The sequence below is a fragment of the Fulvimarina uroteuthidis genome, assembly GCF_034321785.1.
In the GTDB taxonomy this organism is placed as follows: domain Bacteria; phylum Pseudomonadota; class Alphaproteobacteria; order Rhizobiales; family Rhizobiaceae; genus Fulvimarina; species Fulvimarina uroteuthidis.
Map to the genome: position 1 here is coordinate 170,055 of NZ_JAXLPB010000002.1, position 15,778 is coordinate 185,832.

Genomic DNA, 15,778 nt, shown 5'->3' on the forward strand with positions numbered 1-15,778 from the left:
CCGACTTGCGCCATTGCCGCCATGTTTCCTAATAAGAAGGTGAACACGCCGCCCGGGTTTTCGGCAGCGGCGACGAAACGGTGGGGATGTGATGCTCAATACGCTACGCAACGCGACGACGGGCTGGACCGCGAAAATCCTGCTCGTGCTTCTGGTCGCAAGTTTTGCGGTCTGGGGCATCGGCGACGTGTTTCGTGCAGGCAATCAGAACGCGGTGCTGAGCGTCGGCCAGACCGAGGTGTCGCTGCAGGAATACGCCCTCGCCTATCGCCAGGCGAGCTCGGGCATTTCCCGGCAGCTCGGGCGCCCCTTGACCGCGGAAGAAGCCGAGGTCTTCGGCATCGACCAGACGGTGCTGTCCCAGCTGGTGAGCGGGGCGATCCTCACCGAGCAGGCGCGCAGCATCGGCCTTGGCATTTCCGACCAGCGGCTTGCCCGTCTCATCGCGGACGATCCGAGTTTCCAGGATGCGTCGGGCAGTTTTTCCCGTGCCCAGTTCCGCAACCTCCTGTCCGAGGTCGGCCTGCGCGAAGCCGACTATATCGCGTTCCAGGAGGACGCGGCGATGCGCACCCAGATCGTCGATGCGGTCACCAACGGCATCGTCCTGCCCAAGGCCTACGAACAGGCGATCGGCCTGTTCAACGGCGAGCGGCGCAATGTCAGCTACATCTCGGTGGGACCGGCAGCCCTCGACGGCGAGCCGGAGCCGACGGACGAGGCGCTGCAGACCTATTTCGAGGCGAACAAGGCGACATACGCCGCACCCGAATATCGCGGCCTCAAGGTCGCGCGTCTGACCCGCGAGGCGATCGCCAACGAGGACGCGGTGACGGAGGAGGCGATCGCCGCCGACTACGCACAGTACCAGTCGCGCTACGGCCAGCCGGAACGGCGCGAGGTCAGCCAGATCGTGTTCCCCGACCGGGCCGCCGCCGAGGAAGCCGCGCGGAAGCTCGCCGATGGCGCGACCTTCGAGAACGTGGCGCGGGCCGCCGGCAAGAACCCGGCCGACACCTCGCTCGGCCTCGTTTCGCGCGAGGAGATCCCGACCCCGAACATTCGCGATGCCGCCTTCTCCCTCAATAGCGGGCAGACCTCCGACGTCATCGACGGGCGTTTCGGCCCGACGATCGTGCGGGTCGGCGCCATCGAGCCGGCGAGCGTCAGGCCGCTCGAAGAGGTTTCCGGCGAAATCCGCCGCGCCCTCGCCCTCAACAATGCCAGCGACGCACTGAATGCCGCCTATCAGACCTACGAGGATGCCCGCGCCGGCGGCGCGACCTTCGACGAGGCCGTCGAGGAGGCGGGCCTCAAGATCGAGACCTATCCCGCCGTCGACAGCGAGGGTCGCGACCCGTCCGGCGATCCGGTCGAAGGGGTTGCGGGCGCGGGCGAGCTGCTGCGCGAAGTCTTCCAGACCGAGCCCGGTTTCGACAACATTCCCATTCCCTCGGACGATAATGGCTACCTCTTCTTCGACGTGACCGATGTGCAACCCGCCCGCGACCGGACCCTCGACGAGGTGCGCGAACGGGTGGTCGCCGACTGGACGCAGGCCGAGCTCCTGCGCCTCGTCGAGGAGCGTGCGACGGCGCTGGCCGAAGCCGCCCGCGGCGGCAAGCCGCTGCAGGAGATCGCCGAGGAAAACGGCCTCACCGTCGAGAACGCCTCGGGCATCACCCGCCAGAGCGGAGCGGCCGAGATCGGCAGCCAGGCGAGCGCGGCGGCCTTTTCGGTCGGGCGTGGCGGCGTCGCTTCCGCCAAGGGACGCGGCGCGCTGGAGCAGGTGGTTCTGAAGGTCGACGAGGTCGCTCCGCCTGCATCGCCGCTCGACAATGTGAACCAGACCCAGATCAGCCAGGTGCAGTCCGGCCTCACCAACGATCTCGTCCAGAGCTACGTGTCGCGGGCGCGCACGCAATTTCCGCTGGAGGTCTATCCGAACGGCATCGAGAACGCCAAGAGCATGATGCGATGAGCGAGCGCCTCAAGCCCTATCTGGCGAAAGTCGCGAGCGGCCTGTCGCTTACGCGGACGGAAGCCGAGGACGCGTTCTCGATCATCATGTCGGGAGAGGCCACCGCGGCGCAGATCGGCGGGCTGCTGATGGCCTTGCGGGTGCGCGGCGAAAGCGTCGACGAGATCACCGGCGCGGTGACGGCGATGCGCGCCAACATGACCCGCGTGAAGGCCCCCGAGGGCACCGTCGACATCGTCGGCACGGGCGGCGACAATTCCGGCACGGTCAACATCTCGACGGCCTCCGCCTTCGTGCTTGCCGGCTGCGGCGTGCCCGTCGCCAAGCACGGCAACCGCGCCCTTTCCTCGCGCTCGGGCGCGGCGGACGTCCTCGCGGCCCTCGGCGTCGACATCGAACTGAAGCCCGAACAGCTCTCCACCGTGATCGAGCAGGCCGGCCTCGTCTTCCTTTTCGCGCCGAACCACCATGCCGCGATGCGCCATGTGGGACCGGCCCGCAAGGATCTCGGCACGCGGACCATGTTCAACATTCTGGGTCCGATGACCAATCCGGCGGGGGTCACCCGGCTTCTCATCGGCGTGTTCGCGCCCGAATGGATCGAGCCGATGGCCCTGACCCTCAGGGAACTCGGCACGGAAGCGGCCTGGGTCGTCCATGGCGAGGGCCTCGACGAGATGACGATCACCGGCGAGACGCAGGTCGCCGAACTGAAGAACGACGACATCCGCATGTTCACCGTGACGCCGGAAGAGGTGGGCCTGAAACGGGCCGACCTGGCCGATATTCGCGGCGGGGTGGCGGCCGACAATGCTTTGCGCCTGTCGGCTCTCCTTGCCGGAGAGGCGGGCGCCTACCGGGACATCGTCTGCCTCAACACCGGCGGTGCGCTGGTCGTTGCCGGCCGGGCGCAGGACCTGAAGGAGGGCATCGCGATGGCGCAAGGCTCGATCGATCGGGGCAATGCCAGGGCCGCCCTCGACCGCCTCGTCACCGTCACCCAACGCCTTGGAAAGAACGCCGCATGAGCGACACCCCGGACGACGTCGACATCCTGAAGACGATCGAGACCTACAAGCGCGAGGAAATCGCGGCGGCCAGGGCTGCGCGACCGCTTGCCGACCTGGAAGCCGCCATTTCGGGGGCGGAGCCCCCGCGCGGATTTCTCGACGCGATCCGAAGCCGCGTATCCTCCGGCGGGTTCGCCCTGATTGCCGAGGTGAAGAAGGCGAGCCCCTCCAAGGGCGTCATCCGCGAGGATTTCGATCCGCCGCAGATCGCGCGGGCCTACGAGCGCGGCGGCGCGGCCTGCCTGTCGGTGCTGACCGACGAGCCGAGCTTCATGGGAAGCCCCGACTTCCTGAAGGCGGCGCGCGCGGCGAGCGCCCTCCCTGTCCTGCGCAAGGACTTCATGTTCGACACCTATCAGGTCGCCGAGGCCCGTGCCTGGGGCGCCGATGCGATCCTCGTCATCATGGCGGCGATCGACGATGCGACCGCTCGCGATCTGGAGGACGCGGCCATCCATTACGGCATGGACGTTCTCGTCGAGGTGCACGACGAAGCCGAGACCGAGCGCGCGCTCGCGCTGAGATCGCCGCTGATCGGCATCAACAACCGCAACCTGCACACGTTCGAAACGAGCCTCGAAACCGCCGAGCATCTGTCCGGCATGATCCCGGACGACCGGATCATGGTGGGGGAGAGCGGCATCACCACACATGCCGATTTCCTCCGCCTCGCCGATCGCGGCATTCGCAGCTTCCTCGTCGGCGAAAGCCTGATGCGCCAGGACGATGTCGAGGCTGCGACGCGTGTGATGATGGGCGGGCAGCGTACGGACATGCCGGTGTGAGCCGGTCCGGGGCGACAAGCCCGGCCGACCGGCTGACCCATCTCGACGAGACCGGCGCGGCCTCGATGGTCGATGTCGGCGACAAGGCCGAGACCTCCCGCCTTGCGACCGCCGAGGGCTTTGTGCGCATGAGGCGCGAGACCCTTGCCCTCATCCGCGACGGCCAGGCCCGGAAAGGCGATGTCGTGGGCATCGCGCGGGTCGCGGGCATCATGGCCGCGAAGCGCACGCACGAACTGATCCCGCTCTGCCATCCGCTGCTTCTGAACAAGATCGGCGTCGAGATCGAGATGGACGAGACGCTGCCGGGCCTGCGGGTTTCCGCGCTCGCCCGGGTGTCCGGCAAGACCGGCGTCGAGATGGAGGCGCTGACCGCCGTCTCCGTCGCCTGCCTCACCATCTACGACATGGCGAAGGCGGTGGACCGCGAGATGGAGATCGGCGGCATACGGCTGCTGACCAAATCCGGCGGCAAGTCCGGCGATTTCGCGGCCGCGACCCCGCATGCGCACGGGACCGGCGCGCCGTGAGCCTGCTTGCGGTCGAAGCGGCCTATCGCCGCGTGCTTGCCGGCGCCGAGCCGGTCGCGCGGACCGAGCGCCTTCCCTTGCGCGAGGCGCGGGGGCGCGTCCTTGCCGACGATCTTCGTTCCAGGCGCACCCAGCCCGGCTTCGATGCATCGGCCATGGATGGCTACGCGGTGCGGGCACGCGATGCCGTCACGGGTGCGGAGCTCGCCATCGTCGGGGAAGCGGCGGCCGGCCACGGCTGGGCCGGCTCGGTGGGACCCGGCGAAGCGCTGCGCATCTTCACCGGCGCGCCTGTGCCCGAAGGCGCGGACGCGGTGCTGATCCAGGAAGACACCGAACGTCTCGCAGGCAGTGCCCGCATCAAGGTGACGGATGCCGCGACCGCCGGCGATCACATCCGCCGCGCGGGCGTCGACTTTGCCGAGGGCGGGCTCCTCTGCCCCGCCGGAACGGTGCTGTCGGCCGGAGCCATCGCGCTCGCGGCGAGCGGCGATCACTCCCACCTCACCGTCCGGGCGCGTCCCCGCATCGCGATCCTTGCGACCGGCGACGAGCTCGTCCTGCCGGGCGAGCCGATCGGACCGCACCAGATCGTCGCCTCGAACACGTTCGGCCTTGCCGCGCTCGCCGAGCAATCGGGCGGCACCGTCCTCGATTGCGGCATCGCAGCCGACGACGAGGCCGAGATCGGCGCGCGCTTCGACGAGGCGCTTCAGGCCGGTGCCGACGTCTTCGTCACCATCGGCGGCGCCTCGGTCGGCGATCACGATCTGGTCGGAAAGGTCTTCGAGGCGAAAGGCGTCGAACTCGATTTCTGGAAGGTCGCCATGCGGCCCGGAAAGCCGTTCATGGCGGGCCGCAAGGGACCGATGCGGATTGCCGGGCTGCCCGGGAACCCGGCCTCGTCGCTGGTTGCCGCGACCTTGTTTCTCGCGCCCCTCATCCGCCGGCTTTCGGGCCTGCCCGATCGCCCGCTCTACCGCGAGGGGGTGCTTGCCGACGCCATGCCCGCGAACGGTCCCCGCGCCAACTTCGTCCGGGCGATCGTTGCGGGCGAAACCGAAGGGCGGCCGAGACTGACAGCCCTTGGCAAGCAGGACTCCTCGCTGCTCTCGGTCTATGCGCGGGCCGACGCGCTTCTCATGCGGCCGGTGAACGCTGCGCCGGCCAGAGCGGGCGAACCCTGCCTCTACGTGCCGCTCGATTGATCCGGGCCGATAGACGCCCCGCCGATCATTCCTCGGGTTCGGTGGCGAACAGCAGCGGATAGCCGTTCTGTTTGGCAAGGTCCGTCGCCTCGGCAGCCTTGGTCTCCGCCACGTCCCGCGGGTAGACGGAGACGACGCAGCTGCCCTTCTGGTGCGCGGTCATCATCACGGTGCTCGCCTGGCTGCCGGACAGGCGGAACACGGCATGCAGCACCAGCACGACGAACTCGCGCGGCGTGTAGTCGTCGTTGAGAAGCAGGACCTTGTAGAGCTTGGGTCGTTCGACCTTCGGCGTCACGCTGGTCTTTCGCTCGACGGTGGTGCCGGCCATGATGGACTCCAACGATCGGTATCTCACTTCGTCCGCCCGATATGAGGGGGCGGATGCGGCATGTCAGCCCGCGCGGCGCTCGGGCGGGCACGAAACCGGCCCGCAAAAAAGCGAGCCGCCGGGCGCCGCGTGATGCGAGCGCGCGGCTTGCCCGTCGGCGACCTCGCGTCCGATCCTAGCATTTCGGGTCGCCGCGCTCCATCGCTTGAAGCCGGGCAACCTCTGCATAGCTTAGGGCGCACACGCAAACGCGCATCTGGCGCCCTTCCTTTCCTTTTCGAGAGTCACTTCATGAAAAAACGCTCCCTCGGACGCACCGGCCTGTCGGTTTCGGAACTCTGCCTTGGAACCATGACGTTCGGCAGCCAGAACACCGAGGCCGAGGCGCACCAGCAGCTCGACCGGGCGGTGGAGCGCGGCGTCGACTTCCTCGATGCCGCCGAAATGTATCCGACGACGCCAATGAAGCGCGAGACCGTCGGGCGGACGGAAGAATATGTCGGCACCTGGCTGAAGAAGCCCTCGAACCGCGAAAAGGTCGTGGTCGCGACCAAGATCACCGGCGAAGGCAGCGCGATGGTGCGCGACGGCGCGAAGATCTCGCGCCAGACCCTCACCGAGGCGATCGAAGGCAGCCTCAGGCGGCTCCAGATCGACGAGATCGACCTCTACCAGTTGCACTGGCCGAACCGCGGCTCCTACCATTTCCGCAAATCGTGGGATTTCGACCCGAGCACCCAGGATGCGGACCAGGCGAAGGCCGACATGCTGGAAATCCTGGAGACGATCGCCGACCTGCAGAAGGCCGGCAAGCTGAAGCATTTCGGCCTGTCCAACGAGACCGCCTGGGGCACGACGCGCTTCTGCACGATCGCCGAGACCAGCGGCCTGCCGCGCCCGGTCTCGATCCAGAACGAATACAGCCTGATGTGCCGCTACTTCGATCTCGACATGGCCGAGACCGCGCTGCACGAGGATGTGGGGCTCCTGTCCTATTCCTCGCTCGCCGCCGGCATTCTGACCGGGAAATATTCGGGCGGCCATATTCCAGAGGGTTCGCGCGGCTCGATCAATTCGGGCCTCGGTGGCCGGCTGGCCCGAAGCAATGCGACGGTCGTCGCCGACGAATATGTCAAGATCGCGCGCAAGCACGGGCTCGAGCCGGCGCAGCTCGCCTATGCGTTCTGCCTGACGCGGCCCTTCCTGACCTCGGTCATCATCGGCGCGACCTCGATGGAGCAACTGGACGTGGCGCTCGGCTCGGCGGACATCACCTTGAGCGACGCGGTGATGGACGAGATCGCGGAGGTCTACCGTCACCATCCCGTTCCGATGTAGACGACACGCAAGTCCCACCCCATCCCTTCGGCGCCGCGCCCTGCCGGGCTCTGCGTCGAGGGAGCCCTGCCTCCGGACCGGCGGGCCGGGCCGATCGCGAAAGACGCTGTCTCCCGATGCTCGACGCCCGTTTGCGCCAAACCACCGATCCCATCGTCGAACGGCTGGCCCGATGGCTCGCGGGCATGGGTGCGAGCGCGAACATGGTGACCGTTGCGGGCCTTGCCATCGGGCTTGGCGCCGCCTGGCTGATCGCCGAGCAGCATTTCATCGCCGGCCTCGCCGTCGGCGCCCTTTCGCGGCTTTGCGACGGCCTCGACGGTGCGGTCGCGCGCCGGACCGGCAAGACCGATTTCGGTGGCCTTCTCGACATCGTCCTCGACTTCGTCTTCTACGGCGCGATCCCGCTCGGCTTCATCCTCGCCGATCCGCAGGCCAACGCCATCGCCGGGGCGGTTCTCATCCTCACCTTCTATGCCAATGGCGGCAGCGTCCTTGCGCTTGCCCTGATGCTGGAAAAGCAGGGCAAGGCGGACGACCGCACCCGCGCCGGCAAGGCCCTCGCCTTCACCGAGGGCTTGATGGAGGCGAGCGAGACCTATCTGTTCTTCGCGCTGTTCTGCCTTTTCCCCGGCGCGTTTGCGACGCTCGCGCTCGTCTTTGCCGGCCTGACCGCCGTGACCTTCGTCGCCCGGCTCCGCCGCGCCGCAAGGATCCTGGATTGACGCGCCGGCCTTAGAACCGATCGGCTCTCAGGGACGGCCGATCGAACTGGATGAGGACATCGCATGGACTGGTTTGCCACGATCGACGCCTATTGCGAACGCACCGATGCAAGCTTCTGGTCGGAGCCAGTGAACGCCGTCTCGAACGCGGCCTTCGTCCTCGCCGCGGCCTTTGTCGGCGTCGCGATCGCGCGCGGCGCACGGCATGGCACCACGCAAAGCGCGTTCGCCGCTCTCGTCTGCGTCATCGGCGTCGGATCGTTCCTGTTCCACACGTTCGCGACACGCTGGGCGAGCCTTGCCGACGTCCTGCCCATCACCCTCTTCATCTTCGCCTATTTCGCGGTCGCGCTCTCGCGCTTCGTCGGGTTGGGGTGGATGGGAACGCTCGTCGGAACCGCCCTCTTCTTCGGGGCCTCGCTGATCGTCGAGTCGCTGTTCGCGCCGCTAGCCGGATCCTCCGCCGCCTACCTGCCGGCGCTTTTCGCCATGCTCGCCATCGGCATCCATCTTCTCGCACGCTCCCACCCGGCAGGGCCGGCGATCCTCCTCGCCGGCGCGGTCTTCGCCGTATCCCTGACGCTTCGCTCTCTCGACGGGCCGCTGTGCGGCGTGTGGCCGGTCGGAACCCATTTCCTGTGGCACGTCCTCAACGCGGTGACGCTCGCCATCCTCGTCCTTGCGCTGGGCCGCGGCCCGCGCGACGACGGACATTACACCCGGGAACGCCCACTGTGACGGAGGGCGAGACGCATCGTCGAGCCACCCGCATCTTTTCTTTCGGCGCGGGACGGCCTAGTTGCGGGAATGCTTCGGCGCTTCGCGTCCCCTTCGGAGCCCGATCGCTTCCAGCCGAAGCCGCCAGGAACGAAAGCCGGTCATGACCGAGACGATAAACGACCCGATCCTCTCCATCAAACATGTCGGCAAGACCTATGAAGGCGGTTTCACCGCTCTCAAGGATGTCAATCTCGACATCGCCAAGGGCGAGATCTTCGCGCTGCTCGGGCCGAACGGTGCCGGCAAGACGACGCTGATCTCGCTGGTCTGCGGCCTGGCGCGCCTGAGCGAGGGCACGATCCACGTGGACGGCCACGACGTCACGAAGGATTTCCGCAAGGCGCGCGCCAAGATCGGCCTCGTGCCCCAGGAGCTGACGACGGACGCCTTCGAGACGGTGTGGAACACGGTGTCCTTCTCGCGCGGCCTGTTCGGCAAGCCGAAGGACCCGGCGGTCATCGAGCGCGTGCTGAGGTCGCTGACACTCTACGACAAGAAGGACAACAAGCTGCGGACGCTCTCGGGCGGCATGAAGCGCCGCGTCCTCATCGCCAAGGCCCTGTCGCACGAGCCGGAGGTGCTGTTCCTCGACGAGCCGACGGCGGGCGTCGACGTGGCGCTGCGCCGCGAGATGTGGAACGTCGTGGGAGACCTGCGCAAGACCGGCGTCACCGTCATCCTCACCACCCACTACATCGAGGAAGCGGAGATGATGGCCGACCGGATCGGCGTCATCTCGAAGGGCCGGCTGATCCTCGTCGAGAAGAAGGACGAGCTGATGCGGAAGCTCGGCCACAAGGAGCTGACGATCAAGCTGCAGGAGCCGCTCGACCAGATCCCGGACAATCTGTCCGGCTACGAGCTCGAACTGTCGCCGGATCGGATGGATCTGACCTATTCCTACGACACGCACGCCGAGCGAACGGGCATCGCCTCGCTGATGCGGCTTCTGGCCGAGGACGGCGTGCGGTTCCGAGACATCGCGACCAAGCAGTCCAGCCTCGAGGAGATCTTCGTCGGGCTGGTGGAGGAAAAGGCATGAACTGGCACGCGGTCAAGGCCATCTACATGTTCGAGATCCACCGGGCGGTGCGCACGGTCGGCCAGTCGATCATCTCGCCGGTCCTGTCGACCTCGCTCTATTTCGTCGTCTTCGGCGCGGCGATCGGCTCGCGCATCCAGGAGATCGACGGCATCTCCTATGCGGCCTTCATCATTCCGGGGCTGATCATGCTCCAGCTTCTTACCCAGTCGATCTCGAACGCGGCCTTCGGCATCTACTTTCCGCGTTTCGCCGGCACCATCTACGAGGTCCTGTCGGCGCCCGTCTCGGCCGCCGAGATCGTGCTTGGCTATGTCGGCGCCGCGGCGACGAAATCCATCCTTCTGGGGCTCATCATCCTTGCCACGGCGACCTTCTTCGTCGATTTCGAGATCGCCCATCCTGTCTGGATGATCCTGTTCCTCGTCCTCACCGGTTTCACCTTCGCGCTGTTCGGATTCATCATCGGCATCTGGGCCGACGGCTTCGAACAGCTGCAGCTCGTGCCGCTCCTCATCGTCACGCCGCTGACGTTCCTGGGCGGCAGCTTCTATTCCATCGACATGCTGCCGCCGTTCTGGCGCGACGTCAGCCTCCTCAACCCGGTGGTCTATCTCGTCTCCGGCTTCCGGTGGGCGTTCTACGAAAGCTCCGACGTCTCGATCCTCGTCAGCCTGTCGATGACCCTTGCCTTCATGGCCGTGGCGATCGTCACGATCTGGTGGATCTTCAAGACCGGTTGGCGGGTGAAGCCCTGAAGCCGGCCGGCCCGCTCTGCCGCGCGACCGGACGCCGGGCGGCTTGACCTCGAGCGATCGTTCGGGTCTGAAACCCGCACGGAATGTTCATCAGACCACGAAGGAGCCCCGATGGCTCGGCTCAATGCGCAGATCGTCCCCGTCACGCCGTTCCAGCAGAACTGCACGATCCTGTTCGACGAGGAGACCCGGCTCGGCGTCGTCGTCGATCCGGGCGGGGACGTCGACACGATCAAGGGTGCCGTCGATGCGGCGGGCGTGACGATCGAAGCGATCTGGATCACCCACGGCCATATCGACCATGCGGGCGGCGCGATGGAGCTGAAGACGCTGCTCGGCGTCGACATCATCGGCTCGCACAACGACGACGCGATGCTGATGGACAATCTGGCCAGCCAGGCGCGGATGTTCGGGCTCGGCGGCGAGATCCGCAATTGCACGCCCGACCGCTGGCTTGCCGAGGGCGAGACCGTCGGCTTTTCGGGACACGCATTCGAGGTCTTCCACACGCCGGGCCACGCGCCCGGCCATGTGATCTTCGTCAACAGGGCGGCGAAGTTCGCGATCCTTGGCGACGTGCTCTTCAACGGCTCGATCGGGCGCACCGACCTTCCCGGCGGCGATCATCAGACCCTCCTCGCCTCGATCCGCGACAAGGTGCTGCCGCTCGGCGATGATGTCAGCTTCCTGTGCGGCCACGGGCCGGGAAGCCGGATCGGCGACGAACGCCGCTCCAATCCGTTTCTCCTCGGGCTCTGAGCAGACCCGGGCGCCCGTCAGGGCCGCGCCGAGGCGTCACGTACCGGGCGCGATGCGGATGATCTTCGATCCACCGCCGGTGATGATCACGTCGACGCCGGACTTCGGATAGGGCCGTCGGTCGAGACGCTCGGTCTGCACATCGATGAGTCTCGGGCCCGGATTGGCGTGGACACCGGCACGCGCTTCGGCGATGCGCTCGTCGCGGCCGCTTCCGGGCGACGCCGCGCCTTCCGTCGCAAGGCTCACGAACGAGCCGCTGGCCGAGGCGACCACGGCACGCGGCGTCGTCACGGAACGCCATCCGCGCTGGGCGGGACCCACCGAAAAGCGGACCGAGCCGTCGCGGGACAGACGCTGCCCCGAACCGGCTCTCGCCTCGCGCAGCCGCGTGCCCGTATCGGAATATCGCGTGCGCGGCACCGGGAGGGCCCCCGGCGTGTCGGTGATGCCGCCGCCATCTTCCAGGAACTCCTCGCGTTCGGGCGTGAACGCACTCACGTCGGCAGAAACGCTGCCGCCATCCTCGAGGAACTCTTCACGTTCGGAGGTGAAGGTCTCGAAACCGGAGGAGACGCCACCGCCGTCTTCGAGGAACTCGCCCCGCTCGCCTTCGTCACCGCCGGCCAGAACGTCGCCGTCGGACGGGTCGAGGCCGATCTCGTAGCCGGTGCTGATGCCGCCGCCATCGCTGAGAAAGCCTTGCGCTCCGGCGGCATGCGGAACGAGAAGCGCGGCGGCAGCGCCGGCGAGAAGCGATCGGTTGAAGCGCATCGGACAAACTCCTTAACAAAAGGTTAAGCGATAATTCGTCCATCAACCAGCAAATGCCGTGCCAGTTTCCGGATTCGTCCGAAACCGGGACCGTAAGAGCGCCTTTGCCGAGATGGCCCCGCGTTCCCGAAGGCCTGCCCTTCATGAACCGTTAACCAAGAATGCCGGGGACGACAGGGCGCGAGGGGGCCCGTGGGCTTTCGCCCGACCTGTCCGGCGCGCATGCGGATGCGGCTGACCCGGAACGGGACGGCGGGTCGAAATGAAACAGTCGCTTGCATGGGCCCGCACCCGGGATCGACCGGAGCGGCTTGCGGGCGATCAGTGCTCGTAGATCATCTTGCGCGTCATGCCGCCGTCGAGCGTCAGCATCTGGCCCGTCATGAAACCGGCATCGGCGAGATAGAGAACGGCATCGGCGATGTCCGACGCCCGGCCGACCCGGCCGACCGGATGCTGGGCGTGGTCCTTTTCGCGCAGGTCCCCGGCGCCCGAAATCCATCCCGGCGCGATGCAGTTGACCCGGACCTTCGGGCCGAGGCTGATCGCGAGAGCCTGGGTGAACCCGAAAAGCCCGCCCTTCGACGCGCCATAGGCCTCGGTCTGCGGCTCCGACATGAAGGCGCGGGTCGAAATCATGTTCACGATCGACGCCCCCTCGCGCAAGAGCGGCACGGCGGACCGCGTCGTCAGGAAGGCACCGGTCAGATGGCTGTCGGTGACCTCCCGCCAGGCGGCCAACGTCACGTCCTCGATCGGCCCGGTGACCGGGTCGGCCCGACCGGCATTGTTGACGACCAGATCGAGCCCGTCCCACCCAAGCGCCGCGAACGCGTCCCGAACCGAGGCCTCGTCGCCGACGTCACAGGGCACGTGCCGGGTCTCGCCGTCGCCCTCCTTCAGATCGAAGGAGGCGACGTCCCAGCCGGCCTTGCCCAATGTCCTGCAGATGGCGGAGCCGATCAGCCCCGATCCGCCCGTTACGATCGCTTGTTTCATGCGGCGGGAACTAGGGGCCGGCGGAGATGATACCACCGTCTTTTCTTCAAATGTTCGACGACGGCCAGCCGGTCCGTCAGCGCGACGCCTCGAGGAACGCCTCGACGAAGGCCGGGGCCGAGGTCGCCACGGCAGGGAGCGAATAGCCGCCCTCCTGCACGATCACCGTCGGCAGGTTCATGCGGCCGATGAGGGCGCCGATCGCCGGATAGGCCGCGTCGCCGACGTCGAGCCGCGACAGCGGATCGTCCCGGTGCGCGTCCCAGCCGGCCGAGACGACGAGGGCCTGGGCGCCGAAGGTTACCGCCGCTTCCACCAGCTTCTCGACGCCCGCGACATAGGCCGCGTCATTGGCGCCGAAGGGAAGCGGGATGTTGAGATTGCAGCCTTCGCCCTCACCGATGCCCCGTTCGTCGCCATAGCCGAGATAGAACGGATAATATTCGCCGGGGTCGGTGTGGACCGACCCGACGAACACGTCGCCGCGCTCGTAGAAAATGGTCTGCGTCCCGTCACCATGATGGGTGTCGAAATCGATCATTGCGACCTTCGCATAGGCCTGCCGCAGCCGCTGGGCGGCGATCGCCGCATTGTTGAGGAAGCAGAAGCCGCTGGCGCGGTCCGCATAGGCGTGATGGCCGGGCGGGCGGCAGAGCGCGAAAGCGGATGGCGCACCCGCGAGGACGAGGTCCGCGGCGCTCGCAGCGCTCATCGCCGAGGCGTGGACGGCCTCATGGGTGCGCTCGCCCATGGCGCAGGACAGATCGCCGATATACCAGCCCGCCTCCGCGAGAATTCCGGTCGCCCGGAGCTTGCGACGCGCGCCCCCGCCCGAATGTCCCGATGGTTGCGACAGGTAGGGATGTACGTTCGGCAGCACCTCCGGCCCGGCATTCTTCAGCGCCTGGAACCGCGGCCAGGCGCCGGCGAGAAACCGGACATAATCTTCGGTATGGACGGCGGTGATCGCCGCGAGCCCTACATCGTCCGGCTCGCGGTGGGAAAGGCCAAGGGATGCGAGGCGGGCAAGCAGGGTCTCGGCGCGGCTCGCATTTTCCACCGGCGCGACCAGCCGTCCGTGAACCCCGTATTGCCGGGGCCGGTGGACGAGCTGGCGGTCCGAAAAGACGATCTGCATTCGGGTTCTCCTTCTTCACGGCTCGCCGGCGCCTCTCGGGCGCCTATCTTCGGGCAGATAGCCGGAACATTCGCATACGCCAAGAAAATCGACGCCATGTATCAGCAGAGAACCAACAACATCGTGGTGTCCGTGACGCCGGTGTTTCTCGACGAACAGTCCAGTCCGGCCGAAGGGCGGTATGTCTGGGCCTACACGGTTTCGATCGAGAATATCGGGGACGAGACCGTGCAACTGATCGACCGGTACTGGAAGATCACCGACGAACGCGGCCATGTGCAGGAGGTCGCGGGCCCCGGCGTCGTGGGCGAACAGCCCGTGATCGCGCCCGGCGACAGCTACACCTACACGTCGGGCTGCCCGCTGCCGACGCCGTCCGGCTTCATGCAGGGCCATTACGGCATGCAGAACGGCGCGGGCGAACGCTTCAGGGCGCAGATCCCGGCCTTTTCGCTCGACATGCCGCAAAAGGGGCGCCGCACGCTCAACTGACGCCCGGCCGGCGCGGGCGATGCGCGCCGTGGCCGCGCCTATTCGGCGCTGTTCTGCGCCTTGCTTCTTTCCCCCTCGAACTCGGCGGGTTCGAAGACGTAGTGCGTCGAGCAGAACTCGCACGTCACCTCGATCTTGCCGTCCTCGATGCTCTCCTCGAACTCCTCGGGCGAAAAGCTTTCGAGCACGGTGCGGATCCGCTCGCGCGAGCAGGAACAATCGTCGGCCACGGGGTTGGCCTCGAACACCTTCACGCCCCGCTCGTGGAAAAGCCGGTAGAGCAGGCGCTCGACCCCGACCTCCGGATCGGTCAGTTCGGACGCGTCGACCGTATCGACCAGCGCGCGGGTTTCGAGCCACGTATCGTCGAACTCGCCCGTCTCGCCGATCTGCGCATCGTCCGGCGCATCGCCCCCGGGAAGATCGGGCATGCGCATGCGATCCGGCGCCTCGGGCAGGAACTGCACGACCATGCCGCCGGCGCGCCAGCCTTCCTTGAAGCCGTCATCGCCACGCCGCGCGATCCGGGCCACCGCAAGCTTGACGGTGGTCGGGATCTGCTCGGACTGGCGGAAATAGGATTCCGCCACCTCGTCCATCGATGCACCGCTGAGTTCCACGATGCCCTGATAGCGCTGGGTGTATTCGCCCTGATCGACGGTCAGCGCCAGGATGCCGGCCCCCAGCAGCGCTTCGGGGGCGGTGTCGCCGTCTTCGATCGCCGTCTTCAGCCTGTCCTCGTTGTAGCGGGCATAGGCGCGCACCGAGGAGGGCGTCGTGAAATCGACCACCAGAAGATCGACCGCGCCATTGGTCTGTGTCTGCGCGATGAACTTGCCGTCGAACTTGAGGGAGGTCCCCAAGAGCACGGTGAGCACGATCATCTCGGCCAGAAGCCGGGCGACGGGCTCGGGATAATCGTGCCGCGCCAGAATGCTGTCGAGCATCGGGCCGAGCTGCACCGCGCGGCCGCGCGCGTCGAGCGGCTCCACGTGGAACGGAACGACCGCATCGTCGCCGGCAAAGGTGATTTCGGCAAGCGTTGTTTCTTGTTCAGCCATGTCTTTC

Annotated in this window: 17 protein-coding genes; 12 read left to right on the plus strand and 5 right to left on the minus strand. The window is 67.0% G+C overall.

All coding sequences use genetic code 11. The annotated features are described in order from the left end of the window. Window positions 1–91 precede the first annotated feature (91 nt). From U0C82_RS05770 to U0C82_RS05790, 5 genes are read left to right on the plus strand one after another with little or no spacing between them, the layout of a single operon-like run. Window positions 92–1,981: a peptidyl-prolyl cis-trans isomerase gene (locus U0C82_RS05770; protein WP_322186138.1), complete on the plus strand. Its 1,890-nt coding sequence runs from the start codon at window positions 92–94 to the stop codon at window positions 1,979–1,981. Next, window positions 1,978–3,009: an anthranilate phosphoribosyltransferase gene (trpD, locus tag U0C82_RS05775; RefSeq protein ID WP_322186139.1), complete on the plus strand. Its 1,032-nt coding sequence runs from the start codon at window positions 1,978–1,980 to the stop codon at window positions 3,007–3,009. Before U0C82_RS05770 ends, trpD begins: the two co-directional genes overlap by 4 nt. Continuing rightward, window positions 3,006–3,836 (plus strand): indole-3-glycerol phosphate synthase TrpC, encoded by an 831-nt coding sequence (gene trpC, locus U0C82_RS05780; protein WP_322186140.1) that lies wholly within the window; start codon window positions 3,006–3,008, stop codon window positions 3,834–3,836. Before trpD ends, trpC begins: the two co-directional genes overlap by 4 nt. After that, window positions 3,833–4,366 carry a cyclic pyranopterin monophosphate synthase MoaC gene (gene moaC, locus U0C82_RS05785; protein WP_322186141.1) on the plus strand — a complete coding sequence of 178 codons (534 nt, stop codon included), beginning with the start codon at window positions 3,833–3,835 and terminating at the stop codon, window positions 4,364–4,366. The genes trpC and moaC overlap by 4 nt, the downstream gene beginning before the upstream one ends. Next, complete coding sequence (locus tag U0C82_RS05790) at window positions 4,363–5,574, plus strand: molybdopterin molybdotransferase MoeA (RefSeq protein ID WP_322186142.1); 1,212 nt, start codon at window positions 4,363–4,365, stop codon at window positions 5,572–5,574. Before moaC ends, U0C82_RS05790 begins: the two co-directional genes overlap by 4 nt. Window positions 5,575–5,599: 25 nt before the next feature. Here U0C82_RS05790 and clpS read toward each other — a convergent pair whose 3' ends face one another. Continuing rightward, on the minus strand, window positions 5,600–5,905 hold the full coding sequence (gene clpS, locus U0C82_RS05795) for an ATP-dependent Clp protease adapter ClpS (RefSeq protein ID WP_322186143.1): 306 nt from the start codon (window positions 5,903–5,905) through the stop codon (window positions 5,600–5,602). A 291-nt stretch (window positions 5,906–6,196) separates the two neighbouring features. On the opposite strand from clpS, the gene U0C82_RS05800 reads away from it, so the two are divergent. The 6 genes from U0C82_RS05800 (at window position 6,197) to U0C82_RS05825 (ending at window position 11,307) form a co-directional block, all read left to right on the plus strand. Beyond that, entirely contained in the window at window positions 6,197–7,243 is a 1,047-nt protein-coding gene (locus U0C82_RS05800) for an aldo/keto reductase (protein WP_322186144.1), read from the plus strand. Between the two features lie 116 nt (window positions 7,244–7,359). Beyond that, a complete protein-coding gene (locus U0C82_RS05805; protein ID WP_322186145.1) occupies window positions 7,360–7,968 on the plus strand; it encodes a CDP-alcohol phosphatidyltransferase family protein in 609 nt (202 codons plus the stop codon). A gap of 63 nt (window positions 7,969–8,031) precedes the next feature. Then, window positions 8,032–8,706, plus strand: a complete 675-nt coding sequence (locus U0C82_RS05810) for a ceramidase domain-containing protein (protein WP_322186146.1) — start codon at window positions 8,032–8,034, stop codon at window positions 8,704–8,706. 142 nt (window positions 8,707–8,848) lie between these two features. Continuing rightward, window positions 8,849–9,790, plus strand: coding sequence for an ABC transporter ATP-binding protein (locus U0C82_RS05815; RefSeq protein ID WP_322186147.1), 942 nt, complete (start codon window positions 8,849–8,851; stop codon window positions 9,788–9,790). Next, entirely contained in the window at window positions 9,787–10,548 is a 762-nt protein-coding gene (locus U0C82_RS05820; RefSeq protein WP_322186148.1) for an ABC transporter permease, read from the plus strand. Before U0C82_RS05815 ends, U0C82_RS05820 begins: the two co-directional genes overlap by 4 nt. 111 nt (window positions 10,549–10,659) lie before the next feature. Beyond that, complete coding sequence (locus tag U0C82_RS05825) at window positions 10,660–11,307, plus strand: MBL fold metallo-hydrolase (protein WP_322186149.1); 648 nt, start codon at window positions 10,660–10,662, stop codon at window positions 11,305–11,307. A gap of 36 nt (window positions 11,308–11,343) precedes the next feature. On the opposite strand, the gene U0C82_RS05830 is transcribed toward U0C82_RS05825, so the two are convergent. The 3 genes from U0C82_RS05830 to U0C82_RS05840 form a co-directional block, all read right to left on the minus strand. Then, the gene (locus U0C82_RS05830; protein ID WP_322186150.1) at window positions 11,344–12,081 is read right to left on the minus strand and encodes a hypothetical protein; all 738 of its coding nucleotides are present in this window, start codon (window positions 12,079–12,081) and stop codon (window positions 11,344–11,346) included. Between the two features lie 321 nt (window positions 12,082–12,402). Further along, window positions 12,403–13,080 (minus strand): SDR family NAD(P)-dependent oxidoreductase, encoded by a 678-nt coding sequence (locus U0C82_RS05835; RefSeq protein ID WP_322186151.1) that lies wholly within the window; start codon window positions 13,078–13,080, stop codon window positions 12,403–12,405. 76 nt (window positions 13,081–13,156) lie between these two features. Further along, the gene (locus tag U0C82_RS05840) at window positions 13,157–14,218 is read right to left on the minus strand and encodes a histone deacetylase family protein (RefSeq protein WP_322186152.1); all 1,062 of its coding nucleotides are present in this window, start codon (window positions 14,216–14,218) and stop codon (window positions 13,157–13,159) included. 96 nt (window positions 14,219–14,314) lie between these two features. Here U0C82_RS05840 and apaG point away from each other — a divergent pair, with 96 nt between their 5' ends. After that, window positions 14,315–14,710, plus strand: a complete 396-nt coding sequence (gene apaG / locus U0C82_RS05845; RefSeq protein WP_322186153.1) for a Co2+/Mg2+ efflux protein ApaG — start codon at window positions 14,315–14,317, stop codon at window positions 14,708–14,710. Between the two features lie 38 nt (window positions 14,711–14,748). On the opposite strand, the gene U0C82_RS05850 is transcribed toward apaG, so the two are convergent. Further along, the gene (locus tag U0C82_RS05850; protein ID WP_322186154.1) at window positions 14,749–15,771 is read right to left on the minus strand and encodes an Hsp33 family molecular chaperone; all 1,023 of its coding nucleotides are present in this window, start codon (window positions 15,769–15,771) and stop codon (window positions 14,749–14,751) included. Between the last annotated feature and the right edge of the window lie 7 nt (window positions 15,772–15,778).

Excerpts from the sequence above, each read along its gene's own strand:
- U0C82_RS05850 (WP_322186154.1), bottom strand. The coding sequence starts at position 15,771 with ATGGCTGAACAAGAAACAACGCTTGCCGAAATCACCTTTGCCGGCGAC.
- U0C82_RS05835 (WP_322186151.1), bottom strand. The coding sequence starts at position 13,080 with ATGAAACAAGCGATCGTAACGGGCGGATCGGGGCTGATCGGCTCCGCC.
- U0C82_RS05830 (WP_322186150.1), bottom strand. The coding sequence starts at position 12,081 with ATGCGCTTCAACCGATCGCTTCTCGCCGGCGCTGCCGCCGCGCTTCTC.
- clpS (WP_322186143.1), bottom strand. The coding sequence starts at position 5,905 with ATGGCCGGCACCACCGTCGAGCGAAAGACCAGCGTGACGCCGAAGGTC.
- U0C82_RS05815 (WP_322186147.1), top strand. The coding sequence starts at position 8,849 with ATGACCGAGACGATAAACGACCCGATCCTCTCCATCAAACATGTCGGC.
- U0C82_RS05805 (WP_322186145.1), top strand. The coding sequence starts at position 7,360 with ATGCTCGACGCCCGTTTGCGCCAAACCACCGATCCCATCGTCGAACGG.
- apaG (WP_322186153.1), top strand. The coding sequence starts at position 14,315 with ATGTATCAGCAGAGAACCAACAACATCGTGGTGTCCGTGACGCCGGTG.
- U0C82_RS05800 (WP_322186144.1), top strand. The coding sequence starts at position 6,197 with ATGAAAAAACGCTCCCTCGGACGCACCGGCCTGTCGGTTTCGGAACTC.
- U0C82_RS05840 (WP_322186152.1), bottom strand. The coding sequence starts at position 14,218 with ATGCAGATCGTCTTTTCGGACCGCCAGCTCGTCCACCGGCCCCGGCAA.
- U0C82_RS05825 (WP_322186149.1), top strand. The coding sequence starts at position 10,660 with ATGGCTCGGCTCAATGCGCAGATCGTCCCCGTCACGCCGTTCCAGCAG.
- trpC (WP_322186140.1), top strand. The coding sequence starts at position 3,006 with ATGAGCGACACCCCGGACGACGTCGACATCCTGAAGACGATCGAGACC.
- trpD (WP_322186139.1), top strand. The coding sequence starts at position 1,978 with ATGAGCGAGCGCCTCAAGCCCTATCTGGCGAAAGTCGCGAGCGGCCTG.
- U0C82_RS05820 (WP_322186148.1), top strand. The coding sequence starts at position 9,787 with ATGAACTGGCACGCGGTCAAGGCCATCTACATGTTCGAGATCCACCGG.
- U0C82_RS05770 (WP_322186138.1), top strand. The coding sequence starts at position 92 with ATGCTCAATACGCTACGCAACGCGACGACGGGCTGGACCGCGAAAATC.
- U0C82_RS05810 (WP_322186146.1), top strand. The coding sequence starts at position 8,032 with ATGGACTGGTTTGCCACGATCGACGCCTATTGCGAACGCACCGATGCA.